The sequence below is a fragment of the Roseibium marinum genome (genome assembly GCF_002906165.1).
Taxonomy (GTDB): Bacteria; Pseudomonadota; Alphaproteobacteria; order Rhizobiales; family Stappiaceae; genus Roseibium; species Roseibium marinum.
On sequence record NZ_PPCN01000001.1, the window covers coordinates 1214445 to 1230415 of the forward strand.

The window sequence follows — 15971 nt, forward strand, 5'->3', positions numbered from 1 at the left end:
GAGAAAGGCCCTTGGCCGCATCTCCGCTAGCGCGGGACGGATGTTCCAGATCAGCGCGGTTCTGCCGGGCAGGCGGGTCGGGTGAGTTTTGGTGTTTCCGAAAGGTAATAGCGAGGCTGACCTTCAGTTCCGCGTGTCAGGAGGATACATTCAAAATGGAAAGGCTGGACCTCATGGCCAACATGAAACAGGAAAACGTCGCGCGCATTATCGATTTCTTGCAGGAAAACAAGAATCGAGAAGGCGAAGTTTCCCTGACCGACGTAATGCATCTCGCTGAGGTGATGTCGGGGTCAATGGCCGACTTTCTGTCGACCGTGCAGCCTGCCGTTACGGAAGAGCTGACGGCGATTGCCAAGCAGATCACACGCATGAAGGTGGAGATTTCCCAACTGCGTGCGAACGACATGACAACCAACAAGATCCCCGACGCGGGCCGCGAGTTGGATGCCATTGTCGAGGCGACGGAAACCGCCACCAATACGATCATGGAAACGGCCGAAGAAATCATGGGCGCCGACACCAGCGATCCCGAGGCCTATCAGGAGCTGGTCAGCAACAAGATGATCAGTATTTTCGAGGCCTGCACGTTCCAGGACATTACCGGTCAGCGAATCTCGAAGGTTATCGAGACATTTCGCTTCATCGACGAACGGGTGTCGTCCTTCATCTCGCATCTGCGCATCCCGGAAGACCTGGAAGCTGCAATCGAGGAAAGCGACGAGGAGCGCCGCAAGCGCGAACTGATTCTGCACGGACCGCAGCACGGTGGCGAAGGGGTCTCCCAGGACGATATCGATGCCCTGCTCGGAGACGCGCAGTCCGACATCGACAAGCTGTTCGACTGAGCCCCTGTCACGTCAATTTTGAAAGGCTGCCCTCTCGGCAGCCTTTTTTATTTGCGGTCACCACCACAGCCGCGGCAGGGCGGCGCGCGCACGCAGTCCTTCTTCCGTCAGACGGCGGCGGATCAATTGCTCGTCCGGAGCGTCGCTCGGGCCGAAGTCCGAAGCGTGGATGCCTGCGGTGATGAACAGGACATCGATATCCTGGGACACCGCTCCGCGGATATCCGTCGGCAGGCCGTCGCCGATCGCCAGCACATCCTTCTTGCCGATCTTTTCGCCGCCAAGGGTCTCGAAACGCTTCATGGCTGCCTGATAGATCGGAGCATGCGGCTTGCCTAAAATGGTGACATCGCCGCCCAGGTCCTCATAAAGCCGTGCCAGGGCGCCCGCGCACCAGACCAGCCGGTCACCGCGTTCCACGACAATGTCCGGATTGGCGCAGATCATGGGCAGATTTCGGTCGGCCAGTTTCTGCAGGCGTTCGCGGTAGTCGTCGGGTGTTTCTGTCTCGTCGTCGGCAAGGCCTGTACAACTGATCGCCTCAGCCTCCTCGTCGTTGGAGGTGAAGGTCGCCTCGAGATCCCAGTAAAGCGGCTGGTCCCGGTTCGGACCGATATGCAGCAGGGTCTTGCCGCCCTGTGCCATCAGAACATCCCTGGTAACGTCGCCGGAGGTGACGATGCTGTCATAGGCCTGCGCCGGGACGCCCAGAGAGGCAAGCATTTCTCCCACCTGCTTGGCCGGCCGCGGCGCATTGGTGATCAGAACGACCTTGCCTCCGGTTTCCTCGCGGTAGGTCGCCAGCGCCTTGTGCGCCTCCTCGAATGCCGCCACCCCATTGTGCAGAACGCCCCAGACATCACATAAGATGCCCTTGTAGGAGGGCGCGAGGGTGCGGAGCCCATCGGTCAGAAGCGGTGCAGAAGCGGTCATGGAGGGTCACCCGGATCACGAAAGGTCTGATAAGCTTCACAAAGAATCGAAGCAAACTCGGCGCGGACCATATAGGAACATGCCGCAGTGCGAAACCGAGTAGAGAGAGTTTCATGCAGGTCAGGCAACTTGGCGAACAGGTGATCAACCAGATCGCCGCCGGCGAGGTGATCGAGCGCCCCGCCAGCGTGATCAAGGAACTGGTCGAGAACGCTGTGGATGCCGGTGCATCGAACATCGAAATCGTCACTGCCGCCGGGGGCAAGACCCTGATGCGGGTGTCGGATGATGGCGAAGGCATGCGCCAGGACGACCTGAAGCTGGCGATCCGCCGTCATTGCACCTCGAAAATCTCCGACGACGACCTGTTCGACATCCGCTCGCTCGGCTTTCGCGGCGAGGCCTTGCCCTCCATAGGATCGGTCGCCCGCCTGGCTATCCAGAGCCGTCACCGGGAAGAAGAGCACGCCTGGGCGATTGCCGTTGAAGGCGGCAGGGAACAGCCGATCATCCCGGCCGCGCGCACCAGGGGGACACAGGTTGAAGTCCGGGACCTGTTCTTTTCCACACCCGCCAGATTGAAATTTCTGAAATCCGACCGGGCGGAAGCCTCCGCGATCACGGAAATCGTCAAGCGTATCGCCCTTGCTTATCCGCAAATAGGTTTCTCGCTTTCCGGCGCCGACCGCCAGGCGCTAAGCTGGCCGGCGGCCCGCGGGGGCGAGCCGCATCTGGCACGGATCGCGCAGATCCTCGGGCAGGATTTTGTCGACAACGCCATGGACATCGATGCGGAGCGCGAGGGCGTCCGCCTGACCGGATTCGCGGGCCTGCCGACCCATCATCGCGGTAATGCCCAGAACCAGTTCTTCTACGTGAACGGCCGTCCTGTGAAGGACAAGCTGCTGCTGTCCGGCCTGCGCGGTGCCTATGCCGATGTTCTGGCGCGGGACCGCCATCCGGTTGTCGTCCTGTTCCTGGATCTCGATCCGGTGCAGGTGGATGTGAACGTGCATCCCGCCAAGGCGGATGTCCGGTTCAGGGACTCCCAACTGGTGCGCGGACTGCTCGTGGGATCCATCAAACACGCCCTTGTTCAGGCAGGGCACCGCTCGTCCACCTCAAATGCCTCCGTCGCGCTCGACGCGCTGCGGGTACATGCGCCGGGCTATCGCTCACCGTCTTCTCCGGGAGGCGCCCCATACGGGCCTGGAAACGGCTCAGGAGCCCTATACGGTCAGTCGGCCTCGCGCTGGGAGCCGGAGGTTTTTCGGCCGCTGGACGCGGCGGCTGCATCGGCAGCAGGATTTTCCGAACAGCCCCAGGCCCCGTTTGCCGGCCCGACCGGTTTCGACGCCTTTGGCGTGCCGTCGGCGGATGCCCGCGCGCATGAGGTTCCGGTCGAAAGCGAAAAAACCCGGCTGCCGCTTGGCGCGGCGCGCGCCCAGGTGCACGAGACGTATATCATCGCCCAGACCGGCGACGGCGTTGTCATCGTCGACCAGCACGCGGCGCATGAACGGCTCGTCTACGAGCGCCTGAAGGAAGCGCTGGCGAAGAAGGAGGTCGCCCGGCAGATCCTTCTGATTCCCGAAATCGTCGAGCTGCCGGAAGAAGACGCCGCCCGGCTGGCGGAGCGGGCGGAGGACCTTGAAAAGGTCGGGCTCAGCCTGGAAGCCTTCGGCCCCGGTGCGATCGCTGTCAGGGAAACGCCCGCGATACTGGGCGACATGGATATCCAGGGGATGGTCCGAAACCTGGCCGATGAGCTTGCCGAATGGGATACCGCCGATGGCCTGAAGGAAAAGCTCGACCATGTTGCCGCCACCATGGCCTGCCACGGTTCGGTGCGCGCCGGCCGCCGCATGCGTCCGGAGGAAATGGACGCGCTGCTGCGCGACATGGAGGCGACGCCGCTCTCCGGTCAGTGCAATCACGGCCGTCCCACCTGGGTGGAGCTGAAACTGACGGACATCGAGAAGCTCTTTGGACGAAAATGAACCGGCAGAGTGATCGGCTGGAGATTTTGCGCCGTAAGATTGCCGGGCCAGAGGAGACCGGAATGCCGACAAGCGCACACGTTCAGCCTGACCGGAATGGGGACAGCCGCCGAGGAAAGCGGACCAGAGTGTGGCGGCGGCTCGCCGGGTTCGCCATCATTGTGGCAATCGCCTACGGCATGGCGGCGGGTTTCATGTATCTCAACCAGCGCAGCTTTGTCTTCGTGCCGACGGGGGAACTTTCCGATCCTGCCGCAAAGGGTCTGGAAAACGTTACCGTGGACACCGTGGAAATGGCGGATGGGACCAAAGTTACCGTCTGGAGTGCGGCCCCTGCCCGGGAAGGCGCGCCCACCGTGCTGTATTTTCACGGAAATTCCGGCAATGTTTCAAGCAGGTGGGAACGGTTCGGTCAGATCCTCGAAAGCGGTTTCGGATTTTACGCTCCAAGCTACCGGGGCTATGCCGGCAGCGGCGGAAGTCCCTCGGAGGAAGCCTTCATAGCCGACGGGCTGGAACATTTTGACCGGCTGGCAGCCACTGGAACGCCAATCATCGTGCATGGCGAAAGCCTGGGCACCGGCGTTGCGACGGCGGTCGCCGCGCGCCGTCCGCAAGCCGGTCTTCTTGTGTTGGAAGCGCCTTACACGGCGCTCGTCGACATGGCGTATGAGGCGTATCCATGGCTGCCCGTCAGCCTCCTGATGAAGGACCCGATGCCGACCCGCGACCGCATCGCCAATGTCACCGCGCCGGTGCTGATCGTTCACGGTACGGACGACAGGCTCATTTCCCTGAAGCATGGCAAGCTGCTGTTTGACAGGGCCGTCGACCCCAAGCGCATCGTCGTCGTCGAAGGTGCCGGGCATGGTGACTTGTGGGCCAACGGCTTGTGGCCCGCCGTCCTTGAAACGTGGCGGGATGCGCGGTGATGTCTGTCGTCTGATGAACCTGTCTGGAATCGAAAGAGCCCCGGACCGTCCGGGCCGGGGCTCTTTCGTGTTCAGGTCCTTGAACGGTTCAGAACGTCCGCTGGACGCGGAACGTCCCGTAGAGTTCGTAGGTGTCGTCGAGGCCGGAAGACCGGCTGAAGTCCAGATCGCGATACTGAAGTTCCGGACCCATGACGAAGCCGGAAACCGGCTCCCAGACGACGTTGGCTGTGGCGTCCCACTGCGTGAAATCATAGGCGCCGGTCCCGCCTTCCACGTTGTGATAGCCGCCTTCGAGATTGGCTTCGATGGTATTGGTCAGGCCCAGGTTGATCCCGCCGAAGACGTTCCATGTCTTGGTGGTGTCGGTTCCCGTTCCGGTGAAGACGGCGTCGGTGATCCGACTGTTCCAGCCGGTTGAGCCGTAGCCGCTGGCGCCGTCCGTGTAGACACCCTGCACGGCGATGCTGCCACCGTTGGCAAGGCCGCTGAACTTGTATTCGACACCGCCGCCAAGGGCCCAGCCGAGCTCATCTCCACCGCCGCCGGTGACGCCATTATAGGTCGAATCCGGGTAGACCTGATGCAGGGCGCCCATAATCTGGGCTTCGCCCCAACCCTGCTTGAGCCCGATCGCAGCGACAAAGTCCGGCAACCGGGTGCCGCCGTAATCTTCGGTGCCGCCGTTCAGACCGATGCTGGTTTCGCGCGAAGAGCGGTCTTCGATTGCGATCGTTGCGTTGAAACCGTTGCCGTAGGCGAAGGTATAGGCGGCCTGATTGATCTTCTGGTCGCTATAGCTCTCGATCTGGGCGTTAAAGGCATAGCCGGTGAAGAAGTCGAAGTTCGAGCCATTGCGGCCGGCCAGCAGACCGCCCCACTGGATGTAGGCCTTGTCCACCGTGAAGGACGAAGCGTCGTCGTTGGTGGCGGTTCCGTACATCTCGATAAAGGTACGCAACGTGCCGAATTCGGTCGCGGTGCGGGAGTCGAGATAGAGATAACCGCGCGAGCGGAGCTGAATGGCGTCGGAATTGCGGTTACCCCAGGAATTTTCAGCTTCGCCGAAGTTTCTGAAACGGGTGTCGAAGCGGACGCGGCCTCCCACGCGCAGGCAGGTTTCGGTGCCCGGGATATAGTAGAAACGCGCGCCGTAGGCATCGCAGATGCGGACATAATCGACAGGTTCTGGAGCTACTGGCAGATCAGCAGCCTGAGCCGGGTTGGCCACCGCCACGAAACTGGCGAATGCCCCAAGAACAGCAATACGTGTCATGTGATACTCCGAAACGAATTTGGTTTTTACCAACCCGGCAGACAGCTTTAAGGATTGGTACTACCCCCGCCAGGAATATGGTGGCCGCAAATGACAGTTTGGATAGCGCACCGGTCACAAATGTCGTCTGACAAGGCGTTTGGTCGGGTGTGTTGCATTTGCGCTACTAAACAACTTTGCGCTGCATATTGCGTTTATGCAAGTCCACCTGAAAGCCCGCTGGATTATCGCTTTGCCTGGAAGAATGTTTTCAGCAAAGCGACGGCACGGGTTTCGCCGATCCCGGAATAGACGTCCGGCGCGTGATGACAGGTCGGCTGACGGAAAAATCTGGTGCCGTGGTCGACAGCACCGCCCTTTTCATCGCCGGCGCCATAATAAAGACGCCGGATGCGCGCGAAGGAAATCGCGCCCGCGCACATCGCGCAAGGTTCGAGCGTCACGTAGAGATCGCAGTCCGGCAGGCGCTGCGATCCAAGTTCGGCGCAGGCCGCGCGCAGAACAAGAACCTCCGCATGGGCGGTCGGATCGTTCAGCTCAAGCGTCCGGTTGCCGTTGCGGGCAAGGACCCGGTCCCCCAGGACGACCACCGCGCCGACGGGCACTTCACCCCTGGAGGCGGCCTTTTCCGCCTCTTCCAGGGCCAGATCCATGAAGGATCTCTGGCGCTCGCCGGTTTCCGGGCCGCTCATCGGCTCTCGGTTCTAAAGGGGTGAATTGGGTTCATATGGATTTGTTTAGTCGGAATCGCGCATGCCGTCAGCCCCGGCCGGAAAATTCCGCCCGGGATAACAGGGAGATTTGGCGTTCTGAAAAGGTCCGCAATTCGGACATTGCTGAAAACAAGCGATTCCCGAAAGGCCCAAGCTCTGCTATGACGCGCGCATGACGACAAGAAAAACACCTCCCCGGCGCCCGGCCGCCGCAAAAGACCAGGGGCGCGACAAACGCACATCGGAAAAACGCCGCCCGGCACCGAAAGATGCGGTGAAGGCGGCACCGAAAGCCGTTATCCGTGGCTCTGACGCTGCCGTGGACAGCGGTGAGCGGAGCGCCAAAAGAAAAACGTCTCCCGGGCGCCCGGCCTTCACGAAAGATCAGGGGCGTAACAAACGCGCATCGGAAAAACGCCGCGCGGCACCGAAAGATATACCGAAAGCGATACCGGTTGTCGCTCCCGGTGGCTCAGAAGACGCAGCGGGCCGCGGCGAGCGGATCGCCAAGGTCATGGCGCGCGCCGGCCTGTGTTCCCGCCGCGAGGCGGAAACCTGGATCGAAAACGGCAGGGTCGAGCTCAACGGCCAGAAGCTGACCACGCCCGCGATCACGGTCACGCCGAACGACAAGGTGGTCGTGGACGGAAAGCTGTTGCCGACGCGCGAGCGCACCCGCCTCTGGCTCTATCACAAGCCGCGCGGCCTGGTGACGACCAACAAGGACCCGGAAGGCCGGCCTACTGTTTTCGAACGGCTTCCGGCGGAACTGCCGCGGGTGCTGACCGTCGGCCGCCTCGACATCAACACCGAGGGCCTGCTGCTCCTGACTAATGACGGCGGGCTGGCGCGCGTGCTGGAACTGCCGGCAACCGGCTGGCTGCGGCGCTACCGGGTGCGCGCCTTCGGCAAGGTGACACAGGCCGATCTGGACGGATTGAAGGATGGCATCGCCATTGAGGGGGCTCTCTACGGTGCAATTGAAGCGACCCTGGACAAGGAGCAGGGCGGCAACAGCTGGATGACCGTGGGACTGCGCGAAGGCAAGAACCGGGAAGTCAAACGGGTGCTGGAGCATCTCGGCCTGACGGTGAACCGCCTGATCCGTCTGTCCTACGGACCGTTCCAGCTGATGGATCTGCCGGAAGGCGATGTCCGCGAGATCCGCGGACGTGTCCTGCGGGATCAGCTCGGCGACACCCTGGCGGAAGAAGCGGGAGCGGATTTCGATGCGCCCCTGTTCCACGCCCCCAAACCGGAAGCGGAAAAGAAGCCTTCCGGCACGCGGCAGAAGGCCGGCCGTGCCGGCGAAGGACAGCCCGGCGAACGCCGTGAAGCCGGCGGGCAGGGCAAATGGATGACCGCCCGTGAGGGCAAGACCGTGACCGACCGCCACAAGGCGGCCAAGTCCCGGCGCTCGGACGCTGCGCGCCCCGACGGGGAAAAGGACCGCAAGCCCGGCAAGCGCAAGCCGGCCGGACCGAAAAAGGAAAAGGTCTCGCCGCGCTCCCGTTTCCGCATGACCACCGATGCCAAGCCTCGCAGGGACGCCGGTGAGCAACGCTTCAGCGCGCCGCCACGCAAGATCTGGGGCGACGAGGGACTGGTGGAAGACAAGCATCAGGAAAGCCGGAGCGAAGCCGAGAAGCGCGCCCGCAGCGGTCCGCCGAAAGGCGGCAGGGGACCGCGGGGTGGGGGCCGTTCGTGAGAATTGTTGCCGGACGTTTCAGGGGCGCGGCGCTTGCCGCGCCGAAGTCGCAGGCGACCCGGCCGACAAGCGACCGGTTGCGCGAGACGATCTTCAACATTCTCACCCACGGTCTTGAGGTCGATCTGGACGGCATCCGGGTTCTGGATCTGTTCGCCGGCACCGGCGCGCTTGGCTTCGAAGCCATCAGCCGGGGCGCGCGCCATTGCACCTTTATCGAGGAAGGCACGCAGGCACGCGGCGTGATCCGCCGGAACATGGAAGATCTCGGCCTGAACGGTGCCGCGAAGATTTTCCGCCGAGACGCGGCCCGCCTCGGCAGCGCCGGTAACATCGAACCGTTCGATCTGCTGTTCGCCGATCCGCCCTATGACAAGGGGCTCGGTGAAAAGGCGCTTGCCTCGGCCGCGGCCGGAGGCTGGCTGAAGCCGGGCACCATATGCGTACTGGAAGAACGGGCGTCCGCGGATATCGACATCCCTGAAGGTTTCACCGAATGTGACCGGCGGCAGGCGGGCGACAGCCAGGTGGTTTTTCTGAGCTACAGCCTGGGAACGTAACCGATACGACTCAGGCCCCACCGGGCATCATGATATAGACTGTCTTGCGCATGGGCAGACCGGCGCGGGTGACGATCAGCTTCGGAGTGTCGGCTTGGATGATCTCGTATCCGGCTTCCGTTGCCCTCCCCACGAAGCTCTGCAGGGCGCCGGAGAAATGAAAATGCATCGGGATCACCATGGCCGGTCCAATGCTTTCAAGGACGTGCATCAGGCTCTCCAGGCGTAGCGTCGAGGAATTGTCGATTGCGGCAAAGACAATGTCGATCTGTCCAAGCCGTGTCAGGTCCTCCCGGGTCAGCCTGTGGTGCAGATGCCCCAGATGGGCAATGCACAGATCCGCCACCTCGAAAATGAAGATCGAATTGCCCAGCCGCCGGCTCTCTCCGTCCCAGCCGCGAATATTGGTCTGGATATTGCGGATGCGGACATCCTGGACGGTCAGGTCATGGTCTATGGGGCCGCCCTGTGGATTCCAGCCATACAGGAGATGTTCAATGCCGGGGTCGGGACTGACCGCGTAATGCGTGCTGTGGGCACCGTTCATGGTCGCGACGGTCGGCGGCAGGAAAGGCCGGATACTGTCGTTGTAATCGGTTGCGATCCGCACACCCTGCGGCGTTTCCAGTTCGAAAGTGGAGTGGCCGATATAACGGATCTGCACCTCGCCGGCCCCGAGTGCGGCGTGCCACACGCGGGCTTCTCCCGGCGCCGGGCTCCTATAAGGCGCATCGGCGATCAACTGGCAGACGGCGTAAGCCGGTCCCGCCAATGCCAGAGCGGCAACCATCGCGAACAGGAGGGCCGCCAACTGCGTCAGACGCCGCAGAGACGGGTAAGGTCCAATACGTTCGGAAACGGCTGAAGCCATGGTTCACCCCTCCAGATGTCAGTGCGTCCTTTTAAGTGTAGAGGGCGGATCTCCAAGGGCAAGTAACTTTGATGGCGGAACGGCACAAGTTTCAGGCATCGGGCCGTTGGGGGACGGGCTGCCTTGGAGTGACCTGGAGAAAGAAAAAGGCAACCGGCTTGCACAAGGGAGGCTGTGAAGGCGGTTGCCTGAGTTGGGGGCGGGTGGGAGGAAGAACCAGCCCCTGATCGGATGTCTTTTATACGCTGCGGAGGCTGACCTGGGCCTTGCCTCCTCTAGAGACGCCGCTGAAGCGGCTTTCTGTTTCTGTACCGGTGGCAGCCGACTGCAAATGGATCATCTCGCCGGCGTGTCCGGCTTCCATCAAAAGGGATTGCCGGCTGCACAGCTTGGCGAGCGAAAGCCCCAGTTTACGGAAATGAGCGCGCCGGTAACAATATACGGCCAATGCCGCGCGCTGGCCGTCCGGTAACTGGTTACCGACATCCGTCACCGCATTGAAGGTGGCGTCCAGTAACCGTTTCAGTAAATCGTCCGATACCGGACAGTTATCCAAATCCGTTGATCCCGTTGGCTGCATAGCCTTCTCCTAATAGAATAGGAAAAGTATTTATTGGTTGTATTAATGCTTTGTTAAATGGGGCGCGGGATCCAATAAAAAGGATTTATCTCGTGGATTGTACGGGTGTTGCCTCTAGGTAACTAGGGTAGGTTCTTTTAGCAGTCTCTCGAGTTTTTCTTTCGTCGTGTCTTTCAAGGACTCCGCCGAATCCAGAATGCGCTCTGCTTTCATGAAATCGAGAACACGAACCGTGTCGTGAGGTGGCCGGATCAGGATATCCGGTTGATCTATCTTGAGTTTTTGGGTTGTAATGGTTTGCATCAGGATTTGTGAGGCACCGAAAAGCGAATCCAGCATGCTGATTTCGTTCTTGTCGGTGCGCGGAACCGGGGCGCCGACCACATCGACAGCAATGACGATGTCACAATTCGTGCGCAACCCGTCAAACGGCAGTGGATTAACCACGCCGCCATCGATCAGGATTCGGCCGTTCAGCGTGACCGGCCGGAAAATTGCGGGAATCGCGATGGACGCGGCGAGGGCAGGCAGCAGCGGACCCGATTCGAAATCGACTTCCTGACAGCCATAAAAGTCGGTCGCAAGCAGGCGAAGCGGGATTTTGAGGTCCTCGAACCGGTCCGGCAGATACGCCGCTATGAAAACCTCGAGCACGCGTTGCGGATCGAACTGTACGGGGCCGGGGCGGAACATATCGACGAACCGCCGGGGCCTGAGCTGCCAGAGCCGTGACAGCACACTGTTGCGGTCAGCGAAGATTTCCAGCGTCATCTTGCGGATGTCATTGCCGCTGAGGCCCCCGGCATAGGCCGCGCCCATGATGGCGCCTATGGAGGTGCCCGCGATCTGGGCAGGCTTCAGGCCAAGCTCGTCGAGCGCTTCAAGCACCGGTATGTGGGCAAGTCCCCGGGCACCGCCGCCGCCGAGGGCGAGGCCGATCCGGGGTGAGGAGGGAAGATGGGACATCTCGTCAGCTTCCGGCTGCTGTTGTTCGGAGCGTTCAGATCGAGACTCCATGAGTCCGGATCCGGTCTCTTATCGCCGCTACACGGACCGGGCGTCAAACAGAACGCGCCGAAGGTCCGGACCCGTCAGATGACGTAGTAAAGGTCGTCCGCGGATTCTGTCATCCAGTCCGTCATGCGGTCGAATGTCATCGGTCTGGCGATCAGATATCCCTGGATCGAAAAATCGCCCATCATCCGCAGGCGGTCATACTGCGCTTCCGTTTCCACCCCTTCGCAAACGATGCCGATATTCAGGGACCGCGCGAGATGGATGAGCTGGTTGACAACAGCTTCCTTTTTCGGGTCCTGGAGCATCTGGTTGGTGAATGATTTGTCGATCTTCAGTCCGTTTATCGGCAGGTCGGCAACATGGGTCAAAGAGGCGTAACCGGTCCCGAAATCGTCCAGTTCGATATGAACACCGAGATCGTAAAGCTCCTCGAGTGCCTCCAGGTGCCCGGACCGGTTGTCGCTCAGGAAGACGGATTCCAGCACTTCCGCGGTGATCCGCTCAGGTCCGATATTGTATTTCACCATCGCTTCCTTGAAGTGCTCCGCGAGCAGGCCGGAAGCCAGATGGGAGGGGGAAATATTGATGGACACCCGACCGAAGTCGAGACGCGAATCCAGCCAGTGCCTTGCCGCGGCCAGCGCGGTGTCGATGACGATCCTGCCCAGAACGGGTGCGAGGCTGGTCTTTTCGACAATCGGGAGAAACTCGGCGGGAGACAGCAGTCCGCGTTCGGGATGCTCCCATCGGACCAGCGCCTCAACACCCGTGATTGACTGGGACCTGAGATTCACCTGGGGCTGGAAGACCAGAATGAACTGATCGTTCTTGACTGCGTCATGAAGTTCCAGCTCGACCTTTGCCTCGGCCTCGCTGTCGGTTTTCATGTCTGTCCTGAAGAAGGTGTAACGATCCTTGCCTTTTTCCTTCGACTGGTAGAGCGCCAGGTCCGCATTCACCAGCAGGGTGTCGAAATCGTTTCCATCCTCCGGACACAGGGCGATACCCATGCTGACCGTCGGCCAGAACCTTGTGCCGCTGAATTCCATTGGGGCGCGCATGAGCCGGCGTGCGCGTTCGCACAGTTCATTTGGATCCGACGTGCTGCTGTTCGCCAGAATGACGAATTCATCGCCGCCCCAGCGATAAGCCGTACCGAGCCCGCGGCAGACCTGCCGTAACCTGCGGCCGGTTTCCTCCAGGCAATGGTCGCCGGCAAGGTGCCCCAACGTATCGTTGACCCGTTTGAACCCGTCCATATCGACATGGGCCAGGAACGCGGGCCGGTCGGAACGGGAGAAGCGGTTTTTCGCATCCCGCTGGCACCCGGCACGGTTCGACAGCTTGGTCAGCGGGTCGAAATAGGCCAGACGTTCCGCGCGGACCTTTGCCTCACGGGTCTCGTTTTCCCTCTGCACACGTTCGGAAACGTCATTTGCAATGGCGATGAGCAGATCCCTGTCGTCGTTCCTCAAGAGCTGGACCCGCAGGTCGACGGGATATTCCGAACCGTCTTTGCGCTTGTGAAGACTTTCCACGGAGAGACTTTCCCTGGAGCCGGTCAAAAGAGGTGTCACGTCCCTGCGGATCGACTCCGCGTCATAGACCGGATTGATGTCCCAGATATGCCGGGACTTGATGTCCTTAAGCCGGTAGCCGAGGTTATTGAGCGCGCATTTGTTCGCGTATTCGATAAGGAAGGTCTGCGTGTTCAGAATAAAGATCTCGTTCAGCGAGGACTCCAGAATATTCGCCAGCAGATTGTTCCGTCTCTCGGCGAGGCGGCGCTCGGTAATGTCGTGCAGCGTTCCGATAATCCTGGCCGCCTTGCCGTCCGCGCCAGCCAGGACGTATCCGCGCACATGCACGTAGCGGACGTCGCCGTGATCCTGGACAAGACTATGCTCGAAATCGAAGTCTCCGCACACCGCGATCGCCCTCTTGACATGGGCATGTGTCGCGATGAACTCCTTTTCCGGGATCTGCGCATGGACACTGGCCTGGATTTCCTCGGCAGGCAGGTCTCTGGGAATATTCATGATGCGGTAGAACTCGTCGGTTCCATGAAGTTCGTTTGTCGCGATGTCCCGTTCCCAGCTGCCGACGCCGGCAATACGCTGTGCTTCAGTCAGCTGAAAGGCACTGTGTTCCAGCTTCCTTGTATTTTCCCGCACTTCCGCCTCCAGGCGTGATGTCGTCCTTTGAACGGAAGATTGCAGCCTTGACAGCAGACGGTGAATGACGGTCCACGACAGGAGCGCCAGTCCGATGCCCGCCAAGAGCGAAAACAGGGTCTGCTGGGCGAAGACCCAGACATTGCGGGTGACGTCCTTGACCAGGACGAGTTTGACGGGACGGTCCGTTCCTGTCACGGGAACGGGCAGGTCGCGCAACACATAGATCCTGCGCTCGTGCAACAGGACCTTGTTGATGCTGTCAAACCAGCTGAAGCCGGCGATGGAGGCGATATCGGGGCCGCCCGGCACCGGACCGCCGATGTTCTCGTAGTGGAAACTTTGGCCTTTGAGGCCGTAGCTTTCCCCCGCTTCCGCGACCTTGACGATCTGCGCATCCACCGCGGAGCTCGTAAAGGCCAGCGCGCTCTCGATATCGATTGCGAGCTTGAGGTAACCAAGCAGCTTGCCGTTGGAAGTCCATGGACGGAAAACACTGACGACGGCCTCTGCGTCCGGTCCGAGTTCAATTCCGCTGGTCCGGCGGGACAGGTTTGCACTCAGGTCGGACTGAAAGGAGATATCGCGGCTGCCCGGGTGGGGTCCGTGGCGGTCGCCGGCGGTGTCCGGTTCCACCGCACGGAATATGAGCTTTTGATCCGCGCCGTAAATCGTGAATTCGGCAATGTGCAGCCCGTCCGGCTTCCGGGCGAAAACGCCGGCCGCGAGTTTTCTGATTTCGGTAGAATTCTTCTCCCCGATGGCCGTCTGCAGGGCGCTGTCCGTACTGATGGTGCTGACAGCCTGATCGAGCGTTTCGCTACCAAGCGCCTTTTGCCGGGTGAGCAGTCTTTCGACCGTCCGCACGAGCTGCTCCTGCGGTTCGCTCATGCTTCGGTAGGCGGAAACGATATTCTGAATGGTCAGGACGGCGACGGTCAGGGCAAAGATCGACAGAAAGATGTTCCTGAGCGGTTTTTCGAATTGAACATCCTCGCCGCAGCACCACAGCTCAAGAGCCCTGTCGAGGCGCGCGCTGACGCCCGGAAGCCGATGCTTTCTTCCCTGAGGGCCTTGTCTGTCAGCTGTTTCCTGTTTGCCCACTCGAAATACCCGTGCCCCTGAGCAGCGTATGCTGCGCACCTTTCGGCCAGATTGTCCGCTGCGTCGCGTTCCACCGGATCGCGGTAGAATGGCACAAACAGCCAATGCCATTTTTCTCAATAGTCGCGAATGGTTAAATTGTTTTGAACAAGTTTCTTAAAGAGAGTTAATTGGAAGCATTTCAATATTGAAAATTATCGAGAATATTCTCTAATTTCACGGAATTTCAAAGTTAATAATAGGTATTAAATAGTATAACTTTAGGTCAGGAACTGATCAGGTTGTAAAAAAATCCAGCAATGCTTGAGTCGTGTGCTCAGGAGATTCTTCAGGGAGAAAGTGTCCACAGGACAGAACCTCGCCTTTGGCCTGCGGACACCATATCCGCCACATTGCCAGGGGATCCTCCACGCTGCCTGCAATTCCCTTGTCACCCCAAAGAGCGAGCAGGGGCACGCGGATTCTGTTGCCGGCCTCCAGGTCCGTCCTGTCGTGCTGGTAGTCGACTGTCGCACCTGCCCGGTAGTCCTCGCAAGTGGCGGAAATCCGGTCCGGATCGCAGAACCAGTTGCGATTGTGGGCGAGCGCATCCTCTGAAAAGCAGGTCAGGGTCTTGTCGCCGGTCCAGCTCGCCAGAGTATGTTCCAGGAACCGGATCGGAGACGCCGCGATGAGCTTTTCGGGGAAGGGGGCAGGCTGCGCCAGGAACATCCAGTGATATATCTTCAGCCCGAATTGCCGGTCCAGCCTGTCCCAGTAATCGGACGTCGGCAGGATGTCGAGGACCGCCAGTTTTTCGACCGCTTCCGGTTTGTCCAGTGCCAGACGGTAGGCTACCCGTCCGCCGCGGTCGTGCCCGGCGAGAAAGAAACGGCGGTGGCCGAGCACCTGCATCATCTCGGCGACGGCCTCGGCCATGGCACGCTTGGAATAGGCCGCGTGATCGTCGCTGAGGGGCGGAACGGAGGATCCGCCGTAGCCGGGAAGGTCGGGCAGGACAAGTGTGAAGCGATCCGCGAGGCGCGCTGCGATCTTGTGCCAGATGACGTGGGATTGCGGATAACCGTGCAAAAGCAGAAGCGGGGGACCGGAACCGCCGACGCGGCAAAACAGCCGGGCGCTCGCGGTCTCCACGGTGATGCTTTCAAACCCCGGGAACATATCCGGCAAATTACTTTTCAAGCCCTTCTCCCCGCCGCGAGTTCAAGGAAAAACTAGATCTTTTTCCGTGCCGATGAAAGCATCGCGCCGGAGG

13 protein-coding genes are annotated in these 15971 nt (G+C 60.6%); 5 read left to right on the forward strand and 8 right to left on the reverse strand.

Going from position 1 to position 15971, the window contains the following annotated elements:
• Positions 1 to 155 precede the first annotated feature (155 nt).
• Positions 156 to 848, forward strand: coding sequence for a protein phosphatase CheZ (locus CLV41_RS05700; RefSeq protein ID WP_208987288.1), 693 nt, complete (start codon positions 156 to 158; stop codon positions 846 to 848).
• Between the two features lie 57 nt (positions 849 to 905).
• Here the strand turns inward: CLV41_RS05700 and CLV41_RS05705 are convergent, their stop codons facing one another.
• Complete coding sequence (locus CLV41_RS05705; RefSeq protein ID WP_103221221.1) at positions 906 to 1781, reverse strand: TIGR01459 family HAD-type hydrolase; 876 nt, start codon at positions 1779 to 1781, stop codon at positions 906 to 908.
• Positions 1782 to 1894: 113 nt separating this feature from the next.
• Between CLV41_RS05705 and mutL the strand changes: the two genes are divergently transcribed.
• Together mutL and CLV41_RS05715 are read left to right on the forward strand one after the other, a co-directional pair.
• Positions 1895 to 3781, forward strand: a complete 1887-nt coding sequence (mutL, locus tag CLV41_RS05710; protein ID WP_103221222.1) for a DNA mismatch repair endonuclease MutL — start codon at positions 1895 to 1897, stop codon at positions 3779 to 3781.
• 62 nt (positions 3782 to 3843) lie between these two features.
• The gene (locus tag CLV41_RS05715) at positions 3844 to 4713 is read left to right on the forward strand and encodes an alpha/beta hydrolase (protein ID WP_103221575.1); all 870 of its coding nucleotides are present in this window, start codon (positions 3844 to 3846) and stop codon (positions 4711 to 4713) included.
• An 88-nt stretch (positions 4714 to 4801) separates the two neighbouring features.
• Here CLV41_RS05715 and CLV41_RS05720 read toward each other — a convergent pair whose 3' ends face one another.
• Together CLV41_RS05720 and CLV41_RS05725 are read right to left on the reverse strand one after the other, a co-directional pair.
• The gene (locus CLV41_RS05720) at positions 4802 to 5989 is read right to left on the reverse strand and encodes a porin (protein WP_103221223.1); all 1188 of its coding nucleotides are present in this window, start codon (positions 5987 to 5989) and stop codon (positions 4802 to 4804) included.
• Positions 5990 to 6213: 224 nt separating this feature from the next.
• Positions 6214 to 6681, reverse strand: a complete 468-nt coding sequence (locus CLV41_RS05725) for a nucleoside deaminase (RefSeq protein ID WP_235867062.1) — start codon at positions 6679 to 6681, stop codon at positions 6214 to 6216.
• Positions 6682 to 6874: 193 nt separating this feature from the next.
• Between CLV41_RS05725 and CLV41_RS05730 the strand changes: the two genes are divergently transcribed.
• Together CLV41_RS05730 and rsmD are read left to right on the forward strand one after the other, a co-directional pair.
• On the forward strand, positions 6875 to 8410 hold the full coding sequence (locus tag CLV41_RS05730) for a pseudouridine synthase (RefSeq protein ID WP_146048516.1): 1536 nt from the start codon (positions 6875 to 6877) through the stop codon (positions 8408 to 8410).
• On the forward strand, positions 8407 to 8970 hold the full coding sequence (gene rsmD / locus CLV41_RS05735) for a 16S rRNA (guanine(966)-N(2))-methyltransferase RsmD (protein WP_103221224.1): 564 nt from the start codon (positions 8407 to 8409) through the stop codon (positions 8968 to 8970). The genes CLV41_RS05730 and rsmD overlap by 4 nt, the downstream gene beginning before the upstream one ends.
• A gap of 10 nt (positions 8971 to 8980) precedes the next feature.
• Here rsmD and CLV41_RS05740 read toward each other — a convergent pair whose 3' ends face one another.
• From CLV41_RS05740 to CLV41_RS05760, 5 genes are all read right to left on the reverse strand, one after another.
• A complete protein-coding gene (locus tag CLV41_RS05740; protein WP_208987289.1) occupies positions 8981 to 9841 on the reverse strand; it encodes an MBL fold metallo-hydrolase in 861 nt (286 codons plus the stop codon).
• Between the two features lie 238 nt (positions 9842 to 10079).
• Positions 10080 to 10421 (reverse strand): hypothetical protein, encoded by a 342-nt coding sequence (locus CLV41_RS05745; protein ID WP_208987290.1) that lies wholly within the window; start codon positions 10419 to 10421, stop codon positions 10080 to 10082.
• A gap of 114 nt (positions 10422 to 10535) precedes the next feature.
• Positions 10536 to 11438 carry a patatin-like phospholipase family protein gene (locus CLV41_RS05750; RefSeq protein WP_328590031.1) on the reverse strand — a complete coding sequence of 301 codons (903 nt, stop codon included), beginning with the start codon at positions 11436 to 11438 and terminating at the stop codon, positions 10536 to 10538.
• A gap of 74 nt (positions 11439 to 11512) precedes the next feature.
• Entirely contained in the window at positions 11513 to 14716 is a 3204-nt protein-coding gene (locus CLV41_RS05755; protein WP_208987291.1) for a putative bifunctional diguanylate cyclase/phosphodiesterase, read from the reverse strand.
• Positions 14717 to 14992: 276 nt separating this feature from the next.
• On the reverse strand, positions 14993 to 15898 hold the full coding sequence (locus CLV41_RS05760) for an alpha/beta fold hydrolase (RefSeq protein ID WP_235867063.1): 906 nt from the start codon (positions 15896 to 15898) through the stop codon (positions 14993 to 14995).
• Positions 15899 to 15971 lie beyond the last annotated feature (73 nt).